The organism is Streptomyces caelestis (assembly GCF_014205255.1).
GTDB classification, from domain to species: Bacteria; Actinomycetota; Actinomycetes; order Streptomycetales; family Streptomycetaceae; genus Streptomyces; species Streptomyces caelestis.
Genome location: NZ_JACHNE010000001.1, coordinates 5469609 through 5484967, shown reverse-complemented (window position 1 = coordinate 5484967; position 15359 = coordinate 5469609). Strand labels below are relative to the sequence as shown.

At 72.9% G+C, this 15359-nt stretch carries 12 protein-coding genes; 3 read left to right on the top strand and 9 right to left on the bottom strand.

The genetic code is table 11. From position 1 onward, the window contains the following. Positions 1-35: 35 nt before the first annotated feature. Positions 36-1433 (top strand): FAD-dependent oxidoreductase, encoded by a 1398-nt coding sequence (locus HDA41_RS25220; protein WP_184993718.1) that lies wholly within the window; start codon positions 36-38, stop codon positions 1431-1433. A 165-nt stretch (positions 1434-1598) separates the two neighbouring features. Here HDA41_RS25220 and leuE read toward each other — a convergent pair whose 3' ends face one another. Both leuE and HDA41_RS25210 read right to left on the bottom strand, forming a co-directional pair. Beyond that, positions 1599-2246, bottom strand: coding sequence for a leucine efflux protein LeuE (gene leuE, locus HDA41_RS25215; protein ID WP_184987423.1), 648 nt, complete (start codon positions 2244-2246; stop codon positions 1599-1601). A gap of 39 nt (positions 2247-2285) precedes the next feature. Next, on the bottom strand, positions 2286-3866 hold the full coding sequence (locus tag HDA41_RS25210; RefSeq protein WP_184987421.1) for an acyl-CoA mutase large subunit family protein: 1581 nt from the start codon (positions 3864-3866) through the stop codon (positions 2286-2288). Positions 3867-4012: 146 nt separating this feature from the next. Between HDA41_RS25210 and HDA41_RS25205 the strand changes: the two genes are divergently transcribed. Next, the gene (locus tag HDA41_RS25205) at positions 4013-4864 is read left to right on the top strand and encodes a L,D-transpeptidase family protein (RefSeq protein WP_184993716.1); all 852 of its coding nucleotides are present in this window, start codon (positions 4013-4015) and stop codon (positions 4862-4864) included. A gap of 156 nt (positions 4865-5020) precedes the next feature. Here the strand turns inward: HDA41_RS25205 and HDA41_RS25200 are convergent, their stop codons facing one another. The 5 genes from HDA41_RS25200 to HDA41_RS25180 form a co-directional block, all read right to left on the bottom strand. Beyond that, positions 5021-6046: a hypothetical protein gene (locus HDA41_RS25200; RefSeq protein ID WP_184987419.1), complete on the bottom strand. Its 1026-nt coding sequence runs from the start codon at positions 6044-6046 to the stop codon at positions 5021-5023. Then, positions 6046-6720, bottom strand: a complete 675-nt coding sequence (locus HDA41_RS25195) for an RNA polymerase sigma factor (protein ID WP_184987417.1) — start codon at positions 6718-6720, stop codon at positions 6046-6048. The genes HDA41_RS25200 and HDA41_RS25195 overlap by 1 nt, the downstream gene beginning before the upstream one ends. Positions 6721-7365: 645 nt before the next feature. Next, positions 7366-10521 carry a S8 family serine peptidase gene (locus HDA41_RS25190; RefSeq protein WP_184987415.1) on the bottom strand — a complete coding sequence of 1052 codons (3156 nt, stop codon included), beginning with the start codon at positions 10519-10521 and terminating at the stop codon, positions 7366-7368. A gap of 247 nt (positions 10522-10768) precedes the next feature. After that, complete coding sequence (locus HDA41_RS25185) at positions 10769-11710, bottom strand: hypothetical protein (RefSeq protein ID WP_184987413.1); 942 nt, start codon at positions 11708-11710, stop codon at positions 10769-10771. A 164-nt stretch (positions 11711-11874) separates the two neighbouring features. Next, the gene (locus HDA41_RS25180) at positions 11875-12498 is read right to left on the bottom strand and encodes an RNA polymerase sigma factor (protein ID WP_184987411.1); all 624 of its coding nucleotides are present in this window, start codon (positions 12496-12498) and stop codon (positions 11875-11877) included. A gap of 420 nt (positions 12499-12918) precedes the next feature. Here HDA41_RS25180 and HDA41_RS25175 point away from each other — a divergent pair, with 420 nt between their 5' ends. After that, positions 12919-14172, top strand: a complete 1254-nt coding sequence (locus tag HDA41_RS25175) for an N-acetylmuramoyl-L-alanine amidase (RefSeq protein ID WP_184987409.1) — start codon at positions 12919-12921, stop codon at positions 14170-14172. A gap of 2 nt (positions 14173-14174) precedes the next feature. On the opposite strand, the gene HDA41_RS25170 is transcribed toward HDA41_RS25175, so the two are convergent. Together HDA41_RS25170 and HDA41_RS25165 are read right to left on the bottom strand one after the other, a co-directional pair. Continuing rightward, a complete protein-coding gene (locus HDA41_RS25170; RefSeq protein WP_184987407.1) occupies positions 14175-14570 on the bottom strand; it encodes a hypothetical protein in 396 nt (131 codons plus the stop codon). Between the two features lie 152 nt (positions 14571-14722). Beyond that, on the bottom strand, positions 14723-15277 hold the full coding sequence (locus HDA41_RS25165; RefSeq protein WP_184987405.1) for a hypothetical protein: 555 nt from the start codon (positions 15275-15277) through the stop codon (positions 14723-14725). Positions 15278-15359 lie beyond the last annotated feature (82 nt).

Genomic DNA, 15359 nt, shown 5'->3' with positions numbered 1-15359 from the left:
TAACAGCGTTAAGGAGGGGATGGCTCATGGCCCTCATGGCCACGGACGTACTGGTGGTGGGCGCGGGCCCGACCGGTCTGGCGCTCGGCATCGATCTCGCCCGGCGTGGCGTGGCCGCGCTGGTGGTCGAGCGGGCGGAGGCGCTGTTCCCCGGTTCGCGGGGCAAGGGCATCCAGCCGCGCACGATGGAGGTCTTCGACGACCTGGGCGTGCTCGGCGCGATCCGCGCGGCGGGCGGCCCCTACCCGGTGGGGATGATCTGGCAGGACGGCAGGCGGGCGGGCGAGCACCGGATGTTCGACCCGGCCGAGGAGAGCGAGGACTCGCCGTACAGCGGGCCGTGGATGGTGCCGCAATGGCGCACGCAGGAGATCCTCGGGGCTCGGCTGGCGGAGCTGGGAGGGACGGTGGCCTTCGGCCGGGAGCTCGTCGGCCTGACGCAGGACGCGGACGGGGTCCGCGCGGAGTTCGCCTCCGGTGAGTGTGTCACCGCCCGGTACGCCGTCGCGGCGGACGGCGGCCGCTCGACGGTCCGCCGGCTGCTCGGCATCGGTATGACGGGCGAGACCGTCGACCCGAACCCGACGCTGGTGGCGGACGTCCGGATCAGCGGCCTGGACCGGGACAACTGGCACGTCTTCCCGCCGGGCGGGGACGGCGACGGCTTCCTCGCGCTGTGCCCGCTGCACGGCACGGAGGACTTCCAGCTGATGGCGCCGTTCCCGGACGGAACGGCCCCGGACCCCTCCCTGGAGGGCATACGGAAGGTCGTCGCCGCCCGCTCGCACCTCGCGCCGGACGCCGTGACCCAGGTGCGCTGGGCCTCGGACTTCCGCCCCCGGGCGGCCCTGGCGGACCGCTTCCGCTCCGGGCGGGTCTTCCTCGCCGGCGACGCGGCGCACGTGCACTCCCCGGCCGGCGGCCAGGGCCTCAACACCAGTGTCCAGGACGCCTACAACCTGGGCTGGAAGCTGGGCGCGGTGCTGACGGGCGGTGCACCGGCGTCGCTCCTCGACACCTACGAGGAGGAACGGCGCCCGATCGCCGCGGACATGCTCGGCCTGTCGACGAGTGTCCACCGCGGGCAGACGCGGCGCGGCGCGGCGACCCGCCAACTGGGGCTGGGTTACCGGGAGTCGTCACTCACGCGGGAGACGCGTACGGCCCCGGGCACCCTCCGGGCCGGCGACCGCGCACCGGACGGCACGCTGGACGGCGTACGGCTCTTCGACGCCTTCCGGGGGCCGCACTGGACGCTGGTGGCCGTGGGGACGAAGCCGCCCGTACTGCCGGAGCCGGTGCGCGGGGTCAGCGGGGCGGAGCAGGCGACGTACGGAACGGGCCTGTTCCTGGTGCGGCCGGACGGCTATGTGGGCTGGGCGGGCGACACGGGCGACGGATGGCGGCAGTACCTGGGGCGCGCCGGTCTCTAGTGCCGCGGCAGGCCACGTTTGCCCGTCAAGGAGCGGCGTCCGGTGCGTGCTCTCGGCGTGCCGGGTGCACGCCCTCGTACTGGATGTACTCGGGCTTGTGCCCGGTGCGGCGAGAGTGCGTGCATGGCGTCGCGACGGGGCGAACGTTGCCTGCCGCGGCACCAGTCACGCACTGGCGAGGGACAACTTCACCGCGAACCCGAGGAACAACGCGCCCGCCGCCGAGGTCGCCCCCGCCGACAGACGCCTGCGGCGTCGGAAGGCGGCGGCCAGCCTGGTGCCGCCGAATATCAGCGCGCTGAGGTAGAGCACGCTGGCGAGCTGGGCGAGAGCGCCGAGGACGACGAAGGACAGGGCGGGATAGGCGTACCCCGGGTCGACGAACTGCACGAAGAAGGCGACGAAGAAGAGGATCGCCTTGGGGTTGACCAGGCTGACGACGAAGGCACGGCGGAAGGGTTGCTCCCCGGCGGGCGCGGAAGCCTCCGTACCGGCGGACCGCTCCGCACGCGTCCGCCACATGCTCCACGCGGCCCGCAGCATGCCCAGGGCCAGCCACGCCAGATAGCCGGCCCCGACGTACTTCACGATCCCGAACAGCACGGCGTTGGCCTGCAACAGGGAGGCGGCCCCGGCCGCCGACAGCGTCATCAGCACGGTGTCCCCGCACCAGACCCCGGCCGCGGCGGTGTACCCGGCACGCACACCGCGCCGGGCGGCGACGGACAGGACGTACAGGGAGTTGGGGCCGGGCAGCAGAACGATCAGGGCGAGGCCCGCCAGGTAGGTGGGCAGATCGACGACACCGAACATGGAAGGGAGTGTCGCACGCGCGTGGGGGCGACAGGAGGATCAGAACGCGTCGCTCGGGACGTACGTCCCCCACACCTCCCGCAGGGCGTTGCACACCTCGCCGACCGTGGCGCGGGCCCGCAGGGCGTCCTTCATCGGGTACAGGACGTTGTCCGCACCCTCGGCGGCCGTCTTCAGCGCGTCCAGGGCCGCGTCCACCGCCGGCTGGTCGCGCTCCGCCCGCAGCTTCGCGAGCCGCTCCGCCTGCCGGGCCTCGATGGCGGGGTCGACACTCAGAGGCTCGTACGGCTCCTCCTCGTCGAGCTGGAAGCGGTTGACGCCGACCACGACCCGCTCGCCGGAGTCGGTCTGCTGGGCGATGCGGTAGGCGCTGCGCTCGATCTCGTTCTTCTGGAACCCGCGCTCGATGGCTTCCACCGCGCCGCCCAGCTCCTCGACCTTGGCCATCAGCTCGACGGCCGCGGCCTCCACGTCGTCCGTCATCCTCTCGACGACGTAGGAGCCCGCGAAGGGGTCGACGGTCGCCGTCACGTCCGTCTCGTGGGCGAGGACCTGCTGGGTGCGCAGGGCCAGGCGCGCGGACTTGTCCGTGGGCAGCGCGATCGCCTCGTCGAAGGAGTTGGTGTGCAGGGACTGGGTGCCGCCCAGGACCGCCGCCAGGGCCTGGACCGAGACACGGACCAGGTTCACCTCCGGCTGCTGGGCCGTCAGCTGGACGCCCGCCGTCTGCGTGTGGAAGCGCAGCATCAGCGACTTGGGGTTCTCCGCGCCGAACTCCTCCTTCATCACACGCGCCCAGATCCGGCGCGCGGCGCGGAACTTGGCGACCTCCTCCAGGAGGGTCGTACGGGCGACGAAGAAGAAGGACAGGCGGGGCGCGAAGTCGTCGACGTCCATGCCGGCCGCGACCGCCGTGCGGACGTACTCGATGCCGTCGGCGAGGGTGAAGGCGATCTCCTGCACGGGGCTCGCGCCCGCCTCGGCCATGTGGTAGCCGGAGATCGAGATCGTGTTCCACTTCGGGATCTCGGCCTGGCAGTACTTGAAGATGTCGGCGGTCAGGCGCAGCGAGGGCTTCGGCGGGAAGATGTACGTCCCGCGGGCGATGTACTCCTTCAGGACGTCGTTCTGGATCGTGCCGGTCAGCCGGCCGGCGGCGACGCCCTGTTCCTCAGCGACCAGTTGGTGGAGGAGCAGCAGCAGGGCCGCGGGGGCGTTGATCGTCATCGACGTCGAGACCTGGTCCAGCGGGATGCCGCCGAACAGCACCCGCATGTCGTCGATCGAGTCGATGGCGACGCCCACCTTGCCGACCTCGCCGTGCGCGAGCGGGGCGTCGGAGTCGTGGCCCATCTGGGTGGGCAGGTCGAAGGCGACCGACAGGCCCGTCGTGCCGTGGGCGATCAGCTGCCGGTAGCGGGCGTTGGACTCGGCGGCCGTGCCGAAGCCCGCGTACTGGCGCATCGTCCAGGACCGGCCGGTGTACATGGTCGGGTACACGCCACGGGTGAAGGGATACGCCCCCGGCTCCCCCAGCTTCTGTGCCGGGTCCCAGTCCCGCAGGTCGTCCGGCCCGTAGACCGGTTCGATGGGCAGTCCGGACTCCGACTCGCGCGCCATGGTCTGATGCCTCCCGCAGGACGGACTGTAGGGACCTCGCTCACCACCATGCCCCCTGGTTCGCGACCGGTCACCCCAGGGGAACATCTCAGGTGACATCCGGGCACACCGGTGAGACGACGGAGGGCCGCGTGCGTACCACGGGCATGGGGAGAGCAGCGATCGCGATGGCAGTCGCCGGGGCGGCCGTACTGGCCGGCTGTACCGTGCAGGCCCCCGACGGCGACGGGAAGCGCCGCTCACCGGTGCACATCGAGTTACCCGGCGACACCCCTTCCCCGGCCGGCACCCCCGACGACGGGGGACCGGGCACGGCTCCCGCCACCCCGCCCGGCGACGACAAGCCGAGCGCCGCTCCCGTCCCGCCCCGCGTGCTGTGGTCCCGCGGCGACACGGGCCGGGACATCCGCGAGCTCCAGGCCCGGCTGCGGCAGGTCGCCTGGCTCTTCGAGGGGCCGACCGGGACGTACGACGAGCCGACGGAGCGGGCGGTCAGCGGCTTCCAGGGCAAACGGGGGCTGCCGCGCACCGGGCGGACCGACACCGTCACCTGGCAGCGGCTGCTGCGGATGACCCGCGAGCCGGGCACCTGGGAGCTGTACCTCATGGGCGGCCAGCCGGCCGATCCGCCGGACCCCCGCTGCACGACCGGACGGGTGCTGTGCATCGACAAGACCAGCAGGACGCTGCGCTGGATGATCGACGGCCGGACCGTGTCGACGATGGCGGTCCGCTTCGGCTCGACAGGCACACCGACCCGGGAGGGTGTGTTCTCCGTCTACTGGAAGTCCCGCGACCATGTGTCGACGCTCTACGACTCGCCCATGCCCTACGCGATGTTCTTCAGCGGCGGCCAGGCCGTGCACTACTCCCCCGACTTCGCGGCCCGGGGCTATGCCGGCGCCTCGCACGGCTGCGTCAACGTACGGGACGAGGGGGCGATCGCGGAGCTGTACGCACAGGTCCGCGACGGCGACAAGGTCGTCGTGTCCTGGTGAGGACGCGGAGGGGGAATTGCGGCGCGGGCGGGACCGGGGGAACGTGTCCCGCCCGCGCCAGGTGCACGAGCCGTAGGTACGGGGGGAACCCCGGCTCAGTGCGACGGCCGATGACCAGTCGGCTCACTCATTACTGCGCCGGGGCGGCCGAAAACGTCACACCCTCGGCGAGGAGATTTTCACGGAGTACGAAACCGCAGGTCGCAGGGGTGCGAGAGACCGCGTGGACCGGCCGCGGTCCGCGGCGGCATCGTCGCCGCCCTGCCTCTCGGCACGCTTGTCGGCCTTCCGCTCGGCCTCGTCCTGCTTCCGGTCCCGCTTCGGGGACCTGCCCTCGCGGTCGCGCCGGTCCGTGTCCTCGTCCTGCCGCTCGCCCAAGCGGCCGCCGGTTCCGGGCAGGACGCCCTTGCAGTACTTCCAGACCCGGGAGCCGCCCGCCGCGTCCCGCAGGGCGCGCCTGCGGTCGGCGTCCAGCCGCTTGCCGTCGCGCAGGTCGCGACAGGCGGAGGCGATATCCCTGCGGCTGTCGCCGGGGCGGTCTCCCCGGTCGCCCGAGCCGGGGTCCGGGGACGGGTCGTCGCCTGCCACGTCCCGTCCGGAGTCATCGCCGCCGCCGCTCGGGTCGTCGTCCGGCGTGGCCCCGCCCTGCACGGAGTCGCTCGGCGAGGGCGACACCAGCGGGCGCTCGGGCGGAGTGGCAGCGGCCGAGACCGAGGAGCCGGGGTGGGGATCGTCGTTGCCGAACGGTGCCCGCAGGGCTCCGGTTCCGGCCACGAGAGCGGTACCGCCGACCATGCCGACGGCCAGCACGGCCGCCAGGGCGAGACGCGCGGGACGGGTCCGGCGAGACCGCCGGACGTCGCCGGAGCCGCTGCCGCGCGGGGTTCCGATCCGGACCAGCCCGGCGTCGGCGACTCCGGGGCCGGCCTGTCCGCCGTCGGCCGCGGGGGCCGCGCCGGTGTCGGCGCGTTCCGCGCGCGCCTTGCGGAAGGCGGCCATCGCCGCGGCCTCACCGGGGAGTTCTTCGCTGGTCGGCGGGGGTGCGGCGGACAGCGCGCGGAGGGCTGCGGCGAGCCGTTCGGCCTCACCCGGAGTGGCGCCGCCGGCAGCTTCGAGTGGCTCTCCGCTCAGCAAACGCTCCGCCGTTTCGGGGTCCAGCCACCAGTACTGCTCGTCGGCCATCACACATCCTTCTGCGTCCGCGCGACGCTGTGCGTCACACGTGCGGACGCCATGGCACCACCGCGCGGTTCTCTCTGAGGCGGCAGGGCGTCGAGCACCCCGGCCGATTCCGGATCGGCCTCCGGATCGTCGCCGAGCAGTTCCGCGAGCCGCTTCAGACCCCGGTGGGCCGCGGTACGGACGGCGCCCGGGCGCTTGCCGAGGGTCTCCGCGGCGGTCTTCGCGTCGAGGCCCACGACCACGCGCAGCACGACCGCTTCGGCCTGGTCCTGCGGCAGCCGGGAGATCAGGGAGAACGTGCCGTCGGTGGCGAGCGCCTCGATGGCCTCGTCGGCGGTGTCGGACTCGGCGGCCCGGCCGGTCAGTTCCGTCTCGTCGCCGCCTATCGAGGGCCGGCGCCCGCGCATGCGTATGTGGTCCAGCGCGCGGTTGCGGGCGATACGGGCGGCCCAGCCGCGGAAGCGGTCCGCGTCGCCGGTGAACCGCTCCAGGTCCCGGGCGATCTGCAGCCAGGCCTCGGACGTCACGTCCTCGGCGTCGGGGTCGCCGACCAGCGTCCGTACATACCCGAGCAACCGCGGGTGCACGGCCCGGTACACAGTCCGGAAAGCGGTCTCGTCTCCGTCCTGTGCCGCGCGCACCGCGGCGGTCAGCTCCGCGTCGTCCCCCAGCACCGCACCCCTTACGCGCCTGAACCGGCGCCGCTTTCGCGGACCGGGATCTCGCCGTCGTGGTTCCTCAATTGATGGTTGCGGTAACAGGACCGCAGGTGGTTGCGGCAGCAGGACCGCAAGTGGTTGCGGTGGTCTTGGTGCCTCCGCGTTGGCGCGAATGGCACGTTACGACCTGAAACCACTCCCCGTCCATGTCCGCCCGGGATGCAACTAAGCCGTGACACGGTGGGGTGTGACAGAAAACGCACCCACGGCGCTGTAGGTAGTACGGGCCGCCGCGCGGCCCGTACCGCGCGACGGCCGGGGCCTCTCCTGTGGGGGGTGGCGGCCTCGGCCGTCTCCGCGACTTTGGAGCCTCTGGCCTGGGGCTTTGCGCGGAGTCCGTGATCAGCCCGACCAACGCGTGACCAGCGGGGCAGACGCCTCATGTGATCTTGTCCACGATGCGCCGAACCTACCGCGACGTCGGCCCGCAGGTCAGTGAGGAATTCCGCGAGCACATCCCCCTCCCGGTCCCGGTCGACCACGTCGTCCGGCTTGGTCGGCAGGCTTTCCTTCACTCGCCCCGCCGTCACGCCTCCGCCCGCCGGGTGGTGGACCCGGCGGGCGGAGGGCTGAGGAGGAGTCAGTCGGAGAGAGTGAGCGTCAAGGGACGATCGTCAGGAGCGTACGTCCCACTGTGTCGGAGCCGTCGCCGTACTTCACGATTCCCATGTACCGCTCGTCCGGTGCGACATCGGGCCAGGTCACGGTGACCTCGGCGGTGCCGCTGTCGGGGACCGGCTGGGTGGCGGGGGAAACCCCGAGCGGGACGTCGGGGGCGGCTGAGCCGCCCAGTTGCCAGGTCCACAGGGTGAGCTGCTGGCTCGTCGCGCCCTCCGGAAGGCTGTACTGGACGACGTAGACGTCGTAGTCGCCCGGCGGCAGGTCGATGTTCTCGTCCGAGCCCGCCTTGGCGGACATATCGAAGAGCTGGCCGTCGGTGTCGAAGGCGTACATGTCGAGATCGGTGGCGGGCAGGTGGTCGGCGGAGGCGGTCGCCACGCGGGTGACCTCGGTGTCCTGCGGCACGTGGACCCGTACCTTCGCGATCGCGTCCGAGGCGGGCGGGGCCTCGTCGACACCGTCCTTGTAGACGCCCCGCAGGGTCCCGGTCGTCTTCTCGCCCGCGTACAGGCCCGTCGTGGTGGCGGTCAGGTCGCCGTTCCAGCCCGCCTGGACGGTGAACGCGGTGGAACGGGTGCCGTCGACGCCCAGGGTGAGTTCCTCCGGGGCGCTCAGTAGGAGCGGGCGCAGTGCGACGGGGCTGGTGACCCGGTGGTGGCTGTGCGCGTCGCTCCAGGTGAGGGAGCCGAACGACCAGACGTCGAGGGCCGCGCTGGTGCGGGTGAAGGTCACCTTGTACGTCGCCGACCCGCCCGGCTGCACCTTCAGCCGCTCGGGGGAGACCGTGGCCTTGAACCCCGGCGGCGTCCGGAGCGTCGCCTTGTAGGTGGCGGTCTTGGTGTCGACGTTGGTGACCTTGCGGGTCACCGTCTGCGTGCGGAGCAGGTCGCCGACCGCGATGGACGCGCGGTTCAGGTCACTGGGGTCGGTCTTCGGGGCGGTGGCGCAGGCGTCGTCACCGGCGTCGGTGGTCGGCCGCAGGCCGACGGCACACAGGTACGCCACCCAGTCCGCGGGGGTGGAGTCGTAGACCAGGCCCGGGTGGGCGGCGCGGGCGGCCCGTGGGAAGCCCGCTCCGTGGTCGAGCGGGGTCGCGGTGCCGGCATCCAGCCGCTGGATGGGCTTCCCCTCGTTGTCGGTCGTCGTGGCCGTGGTCATCAGTGCCGACTGGATCTCCATGGGCGACCAGTCGGGGTGCAGGGACTTCAGCAGCGTGGCGAGGCCCGCTATCTGAGGGGACGCCTGTGACGTACCGGACAGGAAAGCGTACTGGCCAGGGCCCACGTTCAAGGGGCTGTTCGGCACGGTGCCGGCGAGGATCAGGTTGCCCGGCGCGGCGAGGTCGGGCTTGAGCAGGTCGCCGTTGCTGAACGGGTCGGGGCCGCTGGAGGACCAGTCGAGGACGGACGGGGCCCGGGTGTGTTCACCCGTGCCGCCGGGGAATTCGGCGGTGGCGCCTTCCTTGGCCGCGTACGCCTTGAGCTCCTGCCCGTCCTTGTCGCTCAGCTGCAGGAACGGCAGGGAGTAGAGCGCCGTCCTGAAGTCGGACGAGCTGGTCGGCGTGTTGACGAGGACGGCAGCCGGGCCACCCGCCCGCTTCACCTCGTCGACCTTCTCTTCCAGGAAGTTGGTGCCCCGGTCGCAGATCACTATGCGGCCCCTGGCCTTGGCCGGGTCCAGGGTGTCGGGGAGGCACAGCGCGGCCTCGGCCGGGTCCGCGTCAGCGGCGCGCACGTCGGCGCCGCCCACCAACGGGGCCGGGGGAACGGGCGCGGTGACGCCCACGTTGCTGAACCGGCGGCCGTCGCCGAGCTCCAGGGTCGACCGGTAGGTGGTGTCGTGCGTGGTCGTGGCGACGGTCGTGATCCACGGCGCGGTGTTCTCCACCGTGTCCGGTCCATCGTTGCTGGCCACCGCCGCGATGAAGACGCCCGCCTCGGCGGCGTTGCGCATGGCCTCCATGGAGGTCGGCGAGTCGAGGCCTCCGCCGATGGAGAAGTTGAGGACGTCCACACCGTCCGCCACGGCGCGGTCGATCGCGGCCGCGGTGTCCACGTCGTGGCAGCCGCTGCCCCAGCACGCCTTGTAGAAGGCCAGCCGTGCCGCCGGCGCGAGGCCGGTGAGCGTGCCGGTCAGGTTGGTGCCCGGGATCGTCGCCCGCTCGATGCGGTTGCCCGCGATGATGGTGCCGACGTGGGTGCCGTGGCTGTCCACGTCCCGCGGCGAGGGGAACTCGCCCTCGGGGAGCTCGGCCGGGCCCTTGGCGAACCAGGCGGCGCCGATCACCTTGTTGTTGCAGGTGACGTTGTGGGCGGGGTCGTCGGCCACGCCCTGGTCGCAGGTGCCGCGCCATTTCTTCGCGATGGTCGCGGCGTCCGGGCGGGGCTCGGGCAGCGGCGCGAGCATCGGGTGTTCCGGGGCGAAACCGTGGTCCACGACACCGACGATCATGCCCTCGCCGGCCCGCTCGGGCCCGCCGAACTCGGACCACAGGCCTTTCTTGCCGGACAGCCCCAGCATGCGGGGCACGTCGGGCAGCGGGGCTACGGGGGACCCCGCCGCCCTGGCAGCCGGGGGCGACGCCGGGGCCGCGGAGCCGGGCGAGAGGGTGGATCCCGTTCCGCGGTCGGTCGAGGAACCGCGCATGTCTGCCGGGAGAAAGTCCGCAGCGGGCCGGCTGACCCGGCTTGCGGTCACCGAGACCACGCCGGGAGTGCCGGCCAGTTTCTCCGCCTGTTTGCCGGTGAGCCGGGCCGCGAACCCGTTGAGCGTGTAGTCGTAGTCGTACAGCTTCCTGACCCCCGGCACGGTGTCCAGTACGTCGTCCCGGCGCTCGTCCAGGTGCCGCAGGTACTCCTTCGCAGCCCGGGAGTCGGCGTCGAGCCGTTCTCCGGAATCCGGCGCGGTGCGCTTCAGGCCGGGCAGTCCCCCCTCGTACGTGGCGACCGGATCGTTGGCGAGCTTCACCACGTAGGTGCCCGCCCGGTAGCTGCCGACGTTTCGGGGGGAATCGGATGCGGAGGGGATGCCGGTCGCGGTCTGTGCGGGCGCCGCACCGGCCAGTGTCAGAGCGCCTGCGAGGAGAGGAGCCAGGAACGCGCCTGCCGTCCTGACTCGTCTCTGATGGCTTGTCACATTCAGTCCTCGTACGTTGCTTTGATCTGGTCGCACTCCCCTTGGAGGTCAAGGTCACAGACATCGCACCGTAAGAAAATCTTGAAAACTCAATGTTCACGTGGTTCACGGAACATCCACAGCGACCGTCCAGGCACAGCGGCGGCCGCGGCGGTCGCCACCCCGGTTGGCGCGCAGGCCCGGCCACGCGGCGGTTGCGGTCACCGGCGCGCACACCCGGCTCTCTGGCTCCTGTTGCCGAACTCCGCTACGGGCGGCGGTCGTTGGGCTGGGCGGGCTTGCCCCTGGCCCCGGACGAGGCGCCGTCGGCGGCGCCGCCCCCGCCACTCTGCGCGGCACCCGATCCGCTGTCCGCGCTACCGGCGCCGTTGTCCGCGTTACCGGCGCCCTCGTCCGCGTTGCCCGAGCGGTTGTCGGCGCCGGCGGATCCCGGGGCGCTCGCGCTCTTCTCCGGTTCGGCGGTGCTGCCGGGCTTCGCCTCTGCCCCGGCCAGTCGCCTGGCGCAGTACGCCGTGACGTTCCTCTCACCGCCCGCGGCCTCGACGAGGACTTTCCAGGCCGTCGCGTCCATGGCCTTGCCCCGGCCGTCGACCCGCTCGTAGGCGCGGCAGTGGGCCTCGGTGTCCCGGGAGGGGGCGGGGCGGTCCGGGCGCGCGGACGCGGAGCCGGGCGTGGAACCGGGTGCGGTGCCGGTGGGCTCGCCCGCCGGGGAACCGGAAGAGCGGGTGGGGGCGGGCGGGCGATCGCCGTCGTCGGGGCCGTCCGTGGATCCCACCGAGCCGATCGCCGCGACCGCGACCCCGCCCAGTGTGAGACTGGCGAGCAGCACGGAGAGCGTGGCCTTCAGTGAACGTCCCGGATGCCGGCGCTCCCTGGGCCGCCAGTCGTCCCGGCGGCGGGTGCGGGCCCGGTGTGCGCCGGCCTCCCGGGCGGCAAGGAACGCGGTCACGGCCCGCTGCTCGGCCTCGGCGTCGATCCGGTCCAGGACGAGGGCAGCGGCGAGCAGCGCCTCCAGCTCCGCTTCGTCGAGGACGCGACGAGAGCCGGAGCCCGGGCTGTCGAGGCCCGTCCCGCGGTGGCCGGGCAGCCGGCCGTCGGCGTCCCGCGCCGCCCGGTGGTCGTACGCGGAACCCCCAGGGTGCACACGCCGACGGCCCGGAAATCCGCCGTCGCTCTGATGTTCACCCATGTTCTGTTCCGTCCCTGCTCGATCCACACGTCCCGCGGTGTCCGCCGTGTCCGTACGACTCGGCTGATCCGGCCGACCGGCCCGGCGTTCCGGGGCCGATCCATACGTCTCGTTCGTCCGCCCCGTTCAGGGCACCGGGCCCGGGAGGTGCGCCCGGCCCGCCGTCATCGTTCATTCGACTCCCCCAGCGTCCGGGGAGCCTCATCCGTCACACCTTCGGCGCCCAGTCGGGTGGCGAGGCGTTTCAGGCCCCGGTACGCGGCTGTCCGCACGGCCCCCGGCCGCTTGCCCAGGACGCGGGCGGCGGCGGGCCCGTCCAGCCCCACCACGACGCGGAGCAGCACGGCCTCGGCCTGGTCCTGCGGCAGGCCGCTGACCAGCCGCAGGGCGTGCTCGGTGGACATGGCCTCCAGCGCCTGGTCGTGGGTGCTGTGCGGCCCGGGCAGGTCCAGGACGTCCTGCTCCAGCGCGGACGACCTCGGCCGTACGCGCCGGCGGCGCAGATGGTCCAGCGCCCGGTGCCGGGCGATGGTCGCCGTCCAGCCGCGGAACCCGGCCCCGTCGCCCTTGAACCGCCCCAGGTCCCGGGCGATCTCCAGCCAGGCCTCGGAGGCCACGTCCTCCGCGTCCTCCCCGACCAGTCCGCGCAGATAGCCGAGCATCCCGGGCTGCACGATCCGGTAGGCGACCGCGAACGCCGCCTCGTCCCCGTCCTGGGCCCGTGCGACGGCCGCCCCCAGTTCCCCGTCGCGTGCCTGCGCGCGCCGGGGCTCCCCTCCGTGGCCCAAGAACCGTCCTCGTCCGTACCGAGTTCGCCGGCGATCCGCTCCGGCCGGAACATCCCGGATGTCCGGAGTGCCCTGCCCGGTGCGCCCGCACCGCGGGGAACGCGTCCGTGCCACGTCCTCCACGGTGATCAGCGCCGGGCCGCGGAGAAATGTCACAGCAGGCGGGATGTTCCGGTCCGTCATCTTCAGCACGCCACGCCGGGCGCCCCGACGGACACCCGCCTGGGCCAGACGCTGACGCCGTGACAAGTCAGGGGCCACCCGCACCGCATGGGGTCCCTGCCGGTCGTCCGCCGTTTGCCGGATTTCTCCGGCAGACCGAACGGACGGCTCCGCAGAGGGGGAATGACGATGACGATCACCGCGCCCCACCGCCCCCCGTCGTCCCCATCGCCCCCAGAGGACGGAATCGAGCCGCGAATGACACGCCTCCTGCTGCACACCGCCGTCGCCACCGCCCTGGCCGCCGGCGCGCTCGGCCTGACCCAGCCCGCCCGGGCCTCCTCCTCCGACGGCGTGCACACCGTCCGGGTGCCGGACGGGGACCCGCACGAGCGGTCCCTCACCCCGCGCACCACCGAGCCGTTCAGCATGATCGGTGTCACCTGGGACGACCCGGACGCGGCCCTGGACGGCACCGCGCAGGTGCGCACCCGCGCCCGCGCGAGCGGCGAATGGAGCGCGTGGCGCGCACTCGACACCGACGTCCGGACGCCCGAGACCGGACCCGACCGCCACCGCGCCGGGGTCCGCGGCGGCACCCAGCCGCTGTGGACCGGGCCCTCGGACGGCGTCCAGGTGCGGGTGTCGGGCCCGCGGCTGCCCGAGGGGCTGCGCGTCGAGTTGGTCGACCCGGACGGCGGGTCGGACGCCGTGCACACCACGGTCGTCGAACCGGGCGTCGTCGGACCGGGCGTCGTCGGACCGGACGTCGTCGGACCGGACGTCGTCGGACCGGACGTCGTCGGACCGGACGTCGTCGGACCGGCCGCCGGTGCGCCCAACGCCGAACGTCCCGCCGTCACCTCACGTTCCGCCTGGGGCGCCGACGAGTCCCTGGTGAAGGACCCGCCCACCTACACCACCGACACCCAGGCGATGTTCGTCCACCACACCGCGGGCACCAACGACTACACCTGCTCCGAGTCGGCGTCGATCGTGCGCGGCGTGTTCCTCTACCACGTGCGGAGCAACGGCTGGAACGACATCGGCTACCACTTCCTCGTCGACAAGTGCGGCACGGTCTTCGAGGGCCGGGCGGGCGGCATCGACGAGCCCGTCCTCGGCGCGCACAGCTACGGCTTCAACACCGGCACCAGCAGCATCTCGGTGCTCGGCGACTACGGCAGGACGACCGCGAACACCGCCGTGCGCGAGTCGGTCGCCAAGGTCGCGGCCTGGAAGCTCGGCCTGTACGGCATCGACCCGACCGGGACGGTGGTGCTGACCGCCGGTGCCGACAACGGCAAGTACACGGCGGGCCAGAAGGCCACGCTGCACCGCATCTCCGGCCACCGCGACGGTTACCCGACCGAGTGCCCCGGCCAGCACCTCTACGACGACCTGCCCGAGATCCGTACCCTCGCCGGGGCGGCCGCCCAGCCCGAAGAACCGGCCCCGGAGCCGGCCGCTCCCGCAACCGAGGACGACGCCACGACGGCGCTCGCGCGCTGACGCTACCGCCGGGGCGCGGCGGTCGTCGCGTCCCGGCACAGCAGGCGCAGGGAGCCGTGCCCGGCGTAGCAGCGGCGGGCCTCGTCGATCGGGTCCCAGAGACGTCCGTCGGGGGTACGGATCCAGTGGTCGCCACCCGTCGCCCACCACTCGGCCCCGGTCTGACGCGCCATCACCTCACCGGCGTAGGCGCCGAACCCGCGCAGCACCTCCCGCACGGCCGCGTACGGCGCTCCCTCCCGCCGTATCCCCTCGATCATCCGGTCGATGCTCCACAGACTCTGTGCCGAGTAGTCGAGGTGCAGTCGTGCTCCCTCGCGCATGGTCGCCACCGTGTCCGCCGCCCATCGCAGCGGCTTCGCCGCGGCCGAGGGCCTGGTTTCCGCTTGAGTCGTCACATCCCGGAAAGCGCTGCGGCGAAGCGTTTCGTCACCCGGATTCGGCGACTTCCCGGAAGCGGCGCAGGACCGCCCCACCTCACCCAAGGGACGGTCACAGGACTCTTCCAGGAACGGGGTTTAGGCCGGTCAGGAGCGTCGGCGACCGGCCCTCAGCTCCGCTGCCGACTCCGGCGCGAGACGACCGCGCGCAGCACCCGGCGCCCCTCGGTCGACACCTCCAGTGCCCGCCGCAGCCCGGCCGGGCCGTGGCCGGCCAGGACCTCCAGGACGGTGACCTGGCGGCGCAGTTCAGCGGCGACGAGCGGCGACATGCCCTCCGTCCGGCCCTTGCGGCGGGCGTCGACCGAGGACGCCTCGTCCTCGCAGGTGTCGAGGAGCCGGTGGATCTGGAGGGAGGCGACGGAGCAGGCGTCGGCCCACACCCGTACCTCGGCGGGGGACCGCTCGGCGGGGGCGGCCTGAAGCATCCGGTGGGCGAGCAGGGCCGCCTGGTCCCCGGTGGCGGCGCCGTCCAGCTTCCCGCGCGTCTGCTCCAGTCGCTCGGTCCACTCGCCGGCACCGGCTCCGTCGCCGAGGCTCGCCCACAGCGGCCGCAGGGTCTCGTCGTCGCCGCCCAGCAGGGGCACGCAGCGATCCAGACAAGCCAGCCCGCTCGCGGCCAGCCCGCGTTCGTCGGCCTGTGCGATCAACTCCACCAGGCTCATCCACGTCTCCCTCCGCGGGCCTTGTCTGGGGCCCTATCAGGCCGCTTCCAGGCCTCACCCTCACGGAACCCGCACTTCCCCT

Bases quoted from the DNA above. Each gene is read 5' to 3' on its own strand.
- HDA41_RS25210 (WP_184987421.1), bottom strand. From the start codon at position 3,866: ATGGCGCGCGAGTCGGAGTCCGGACTGCCCATCGAACCGGTCTACGGG.
- HDA41_RS25220 (WP_184993718.1), top strand. From the start codon at position 36: ATGGCCACGGACGTACTGGTGGTGGGCGCGGGCCCGACCGGTCTGGCG.
- HDA41_RS25165 (WP_184987405.1), bottom strand. From the start codon at position 15,277: ATGAGCCTGGTGGAGTTGATCGCACAGGCCGACGAACGCGGGCTGGCC.
- HDA41_RS25200 (WP_184987419.1), bottom strand. From the start codon at position 6,046: ATGGCCGACGAGCAGTACTGGTGGCTGGACCCCGAAACGGCGGAGCGT.
- HDA41_RS25175 (WP_184987409.1), top strand. From the start codon at position 12,919: ATGACACGCCTCCTGCTGCACACCGCCGTCGCCACCGCCCTGGCCGCC.
- HDA41_RS25205 (WP_184993716.1), top strand. From the start codon at position 4,013: ATGGGGAGAGCAGCGATCGCGATGGCAGTCGCCGGGGCGGCCGTACTG.
- leuE (WP_184987423.1), bottom strand. From the start codon at position 2,246: ATGTTCGGTGTCGTCGATCTGCCCACCTACCTGGCGGGCCTCGCCCTG.
- HDA41_RS25185 (WP_184987413.1), bottom strand. From the start codon at position 11,710: ATGGGTGAACATCAGAGCGACGGCGGATTTCCGGGCCGTCGGCGTGTG.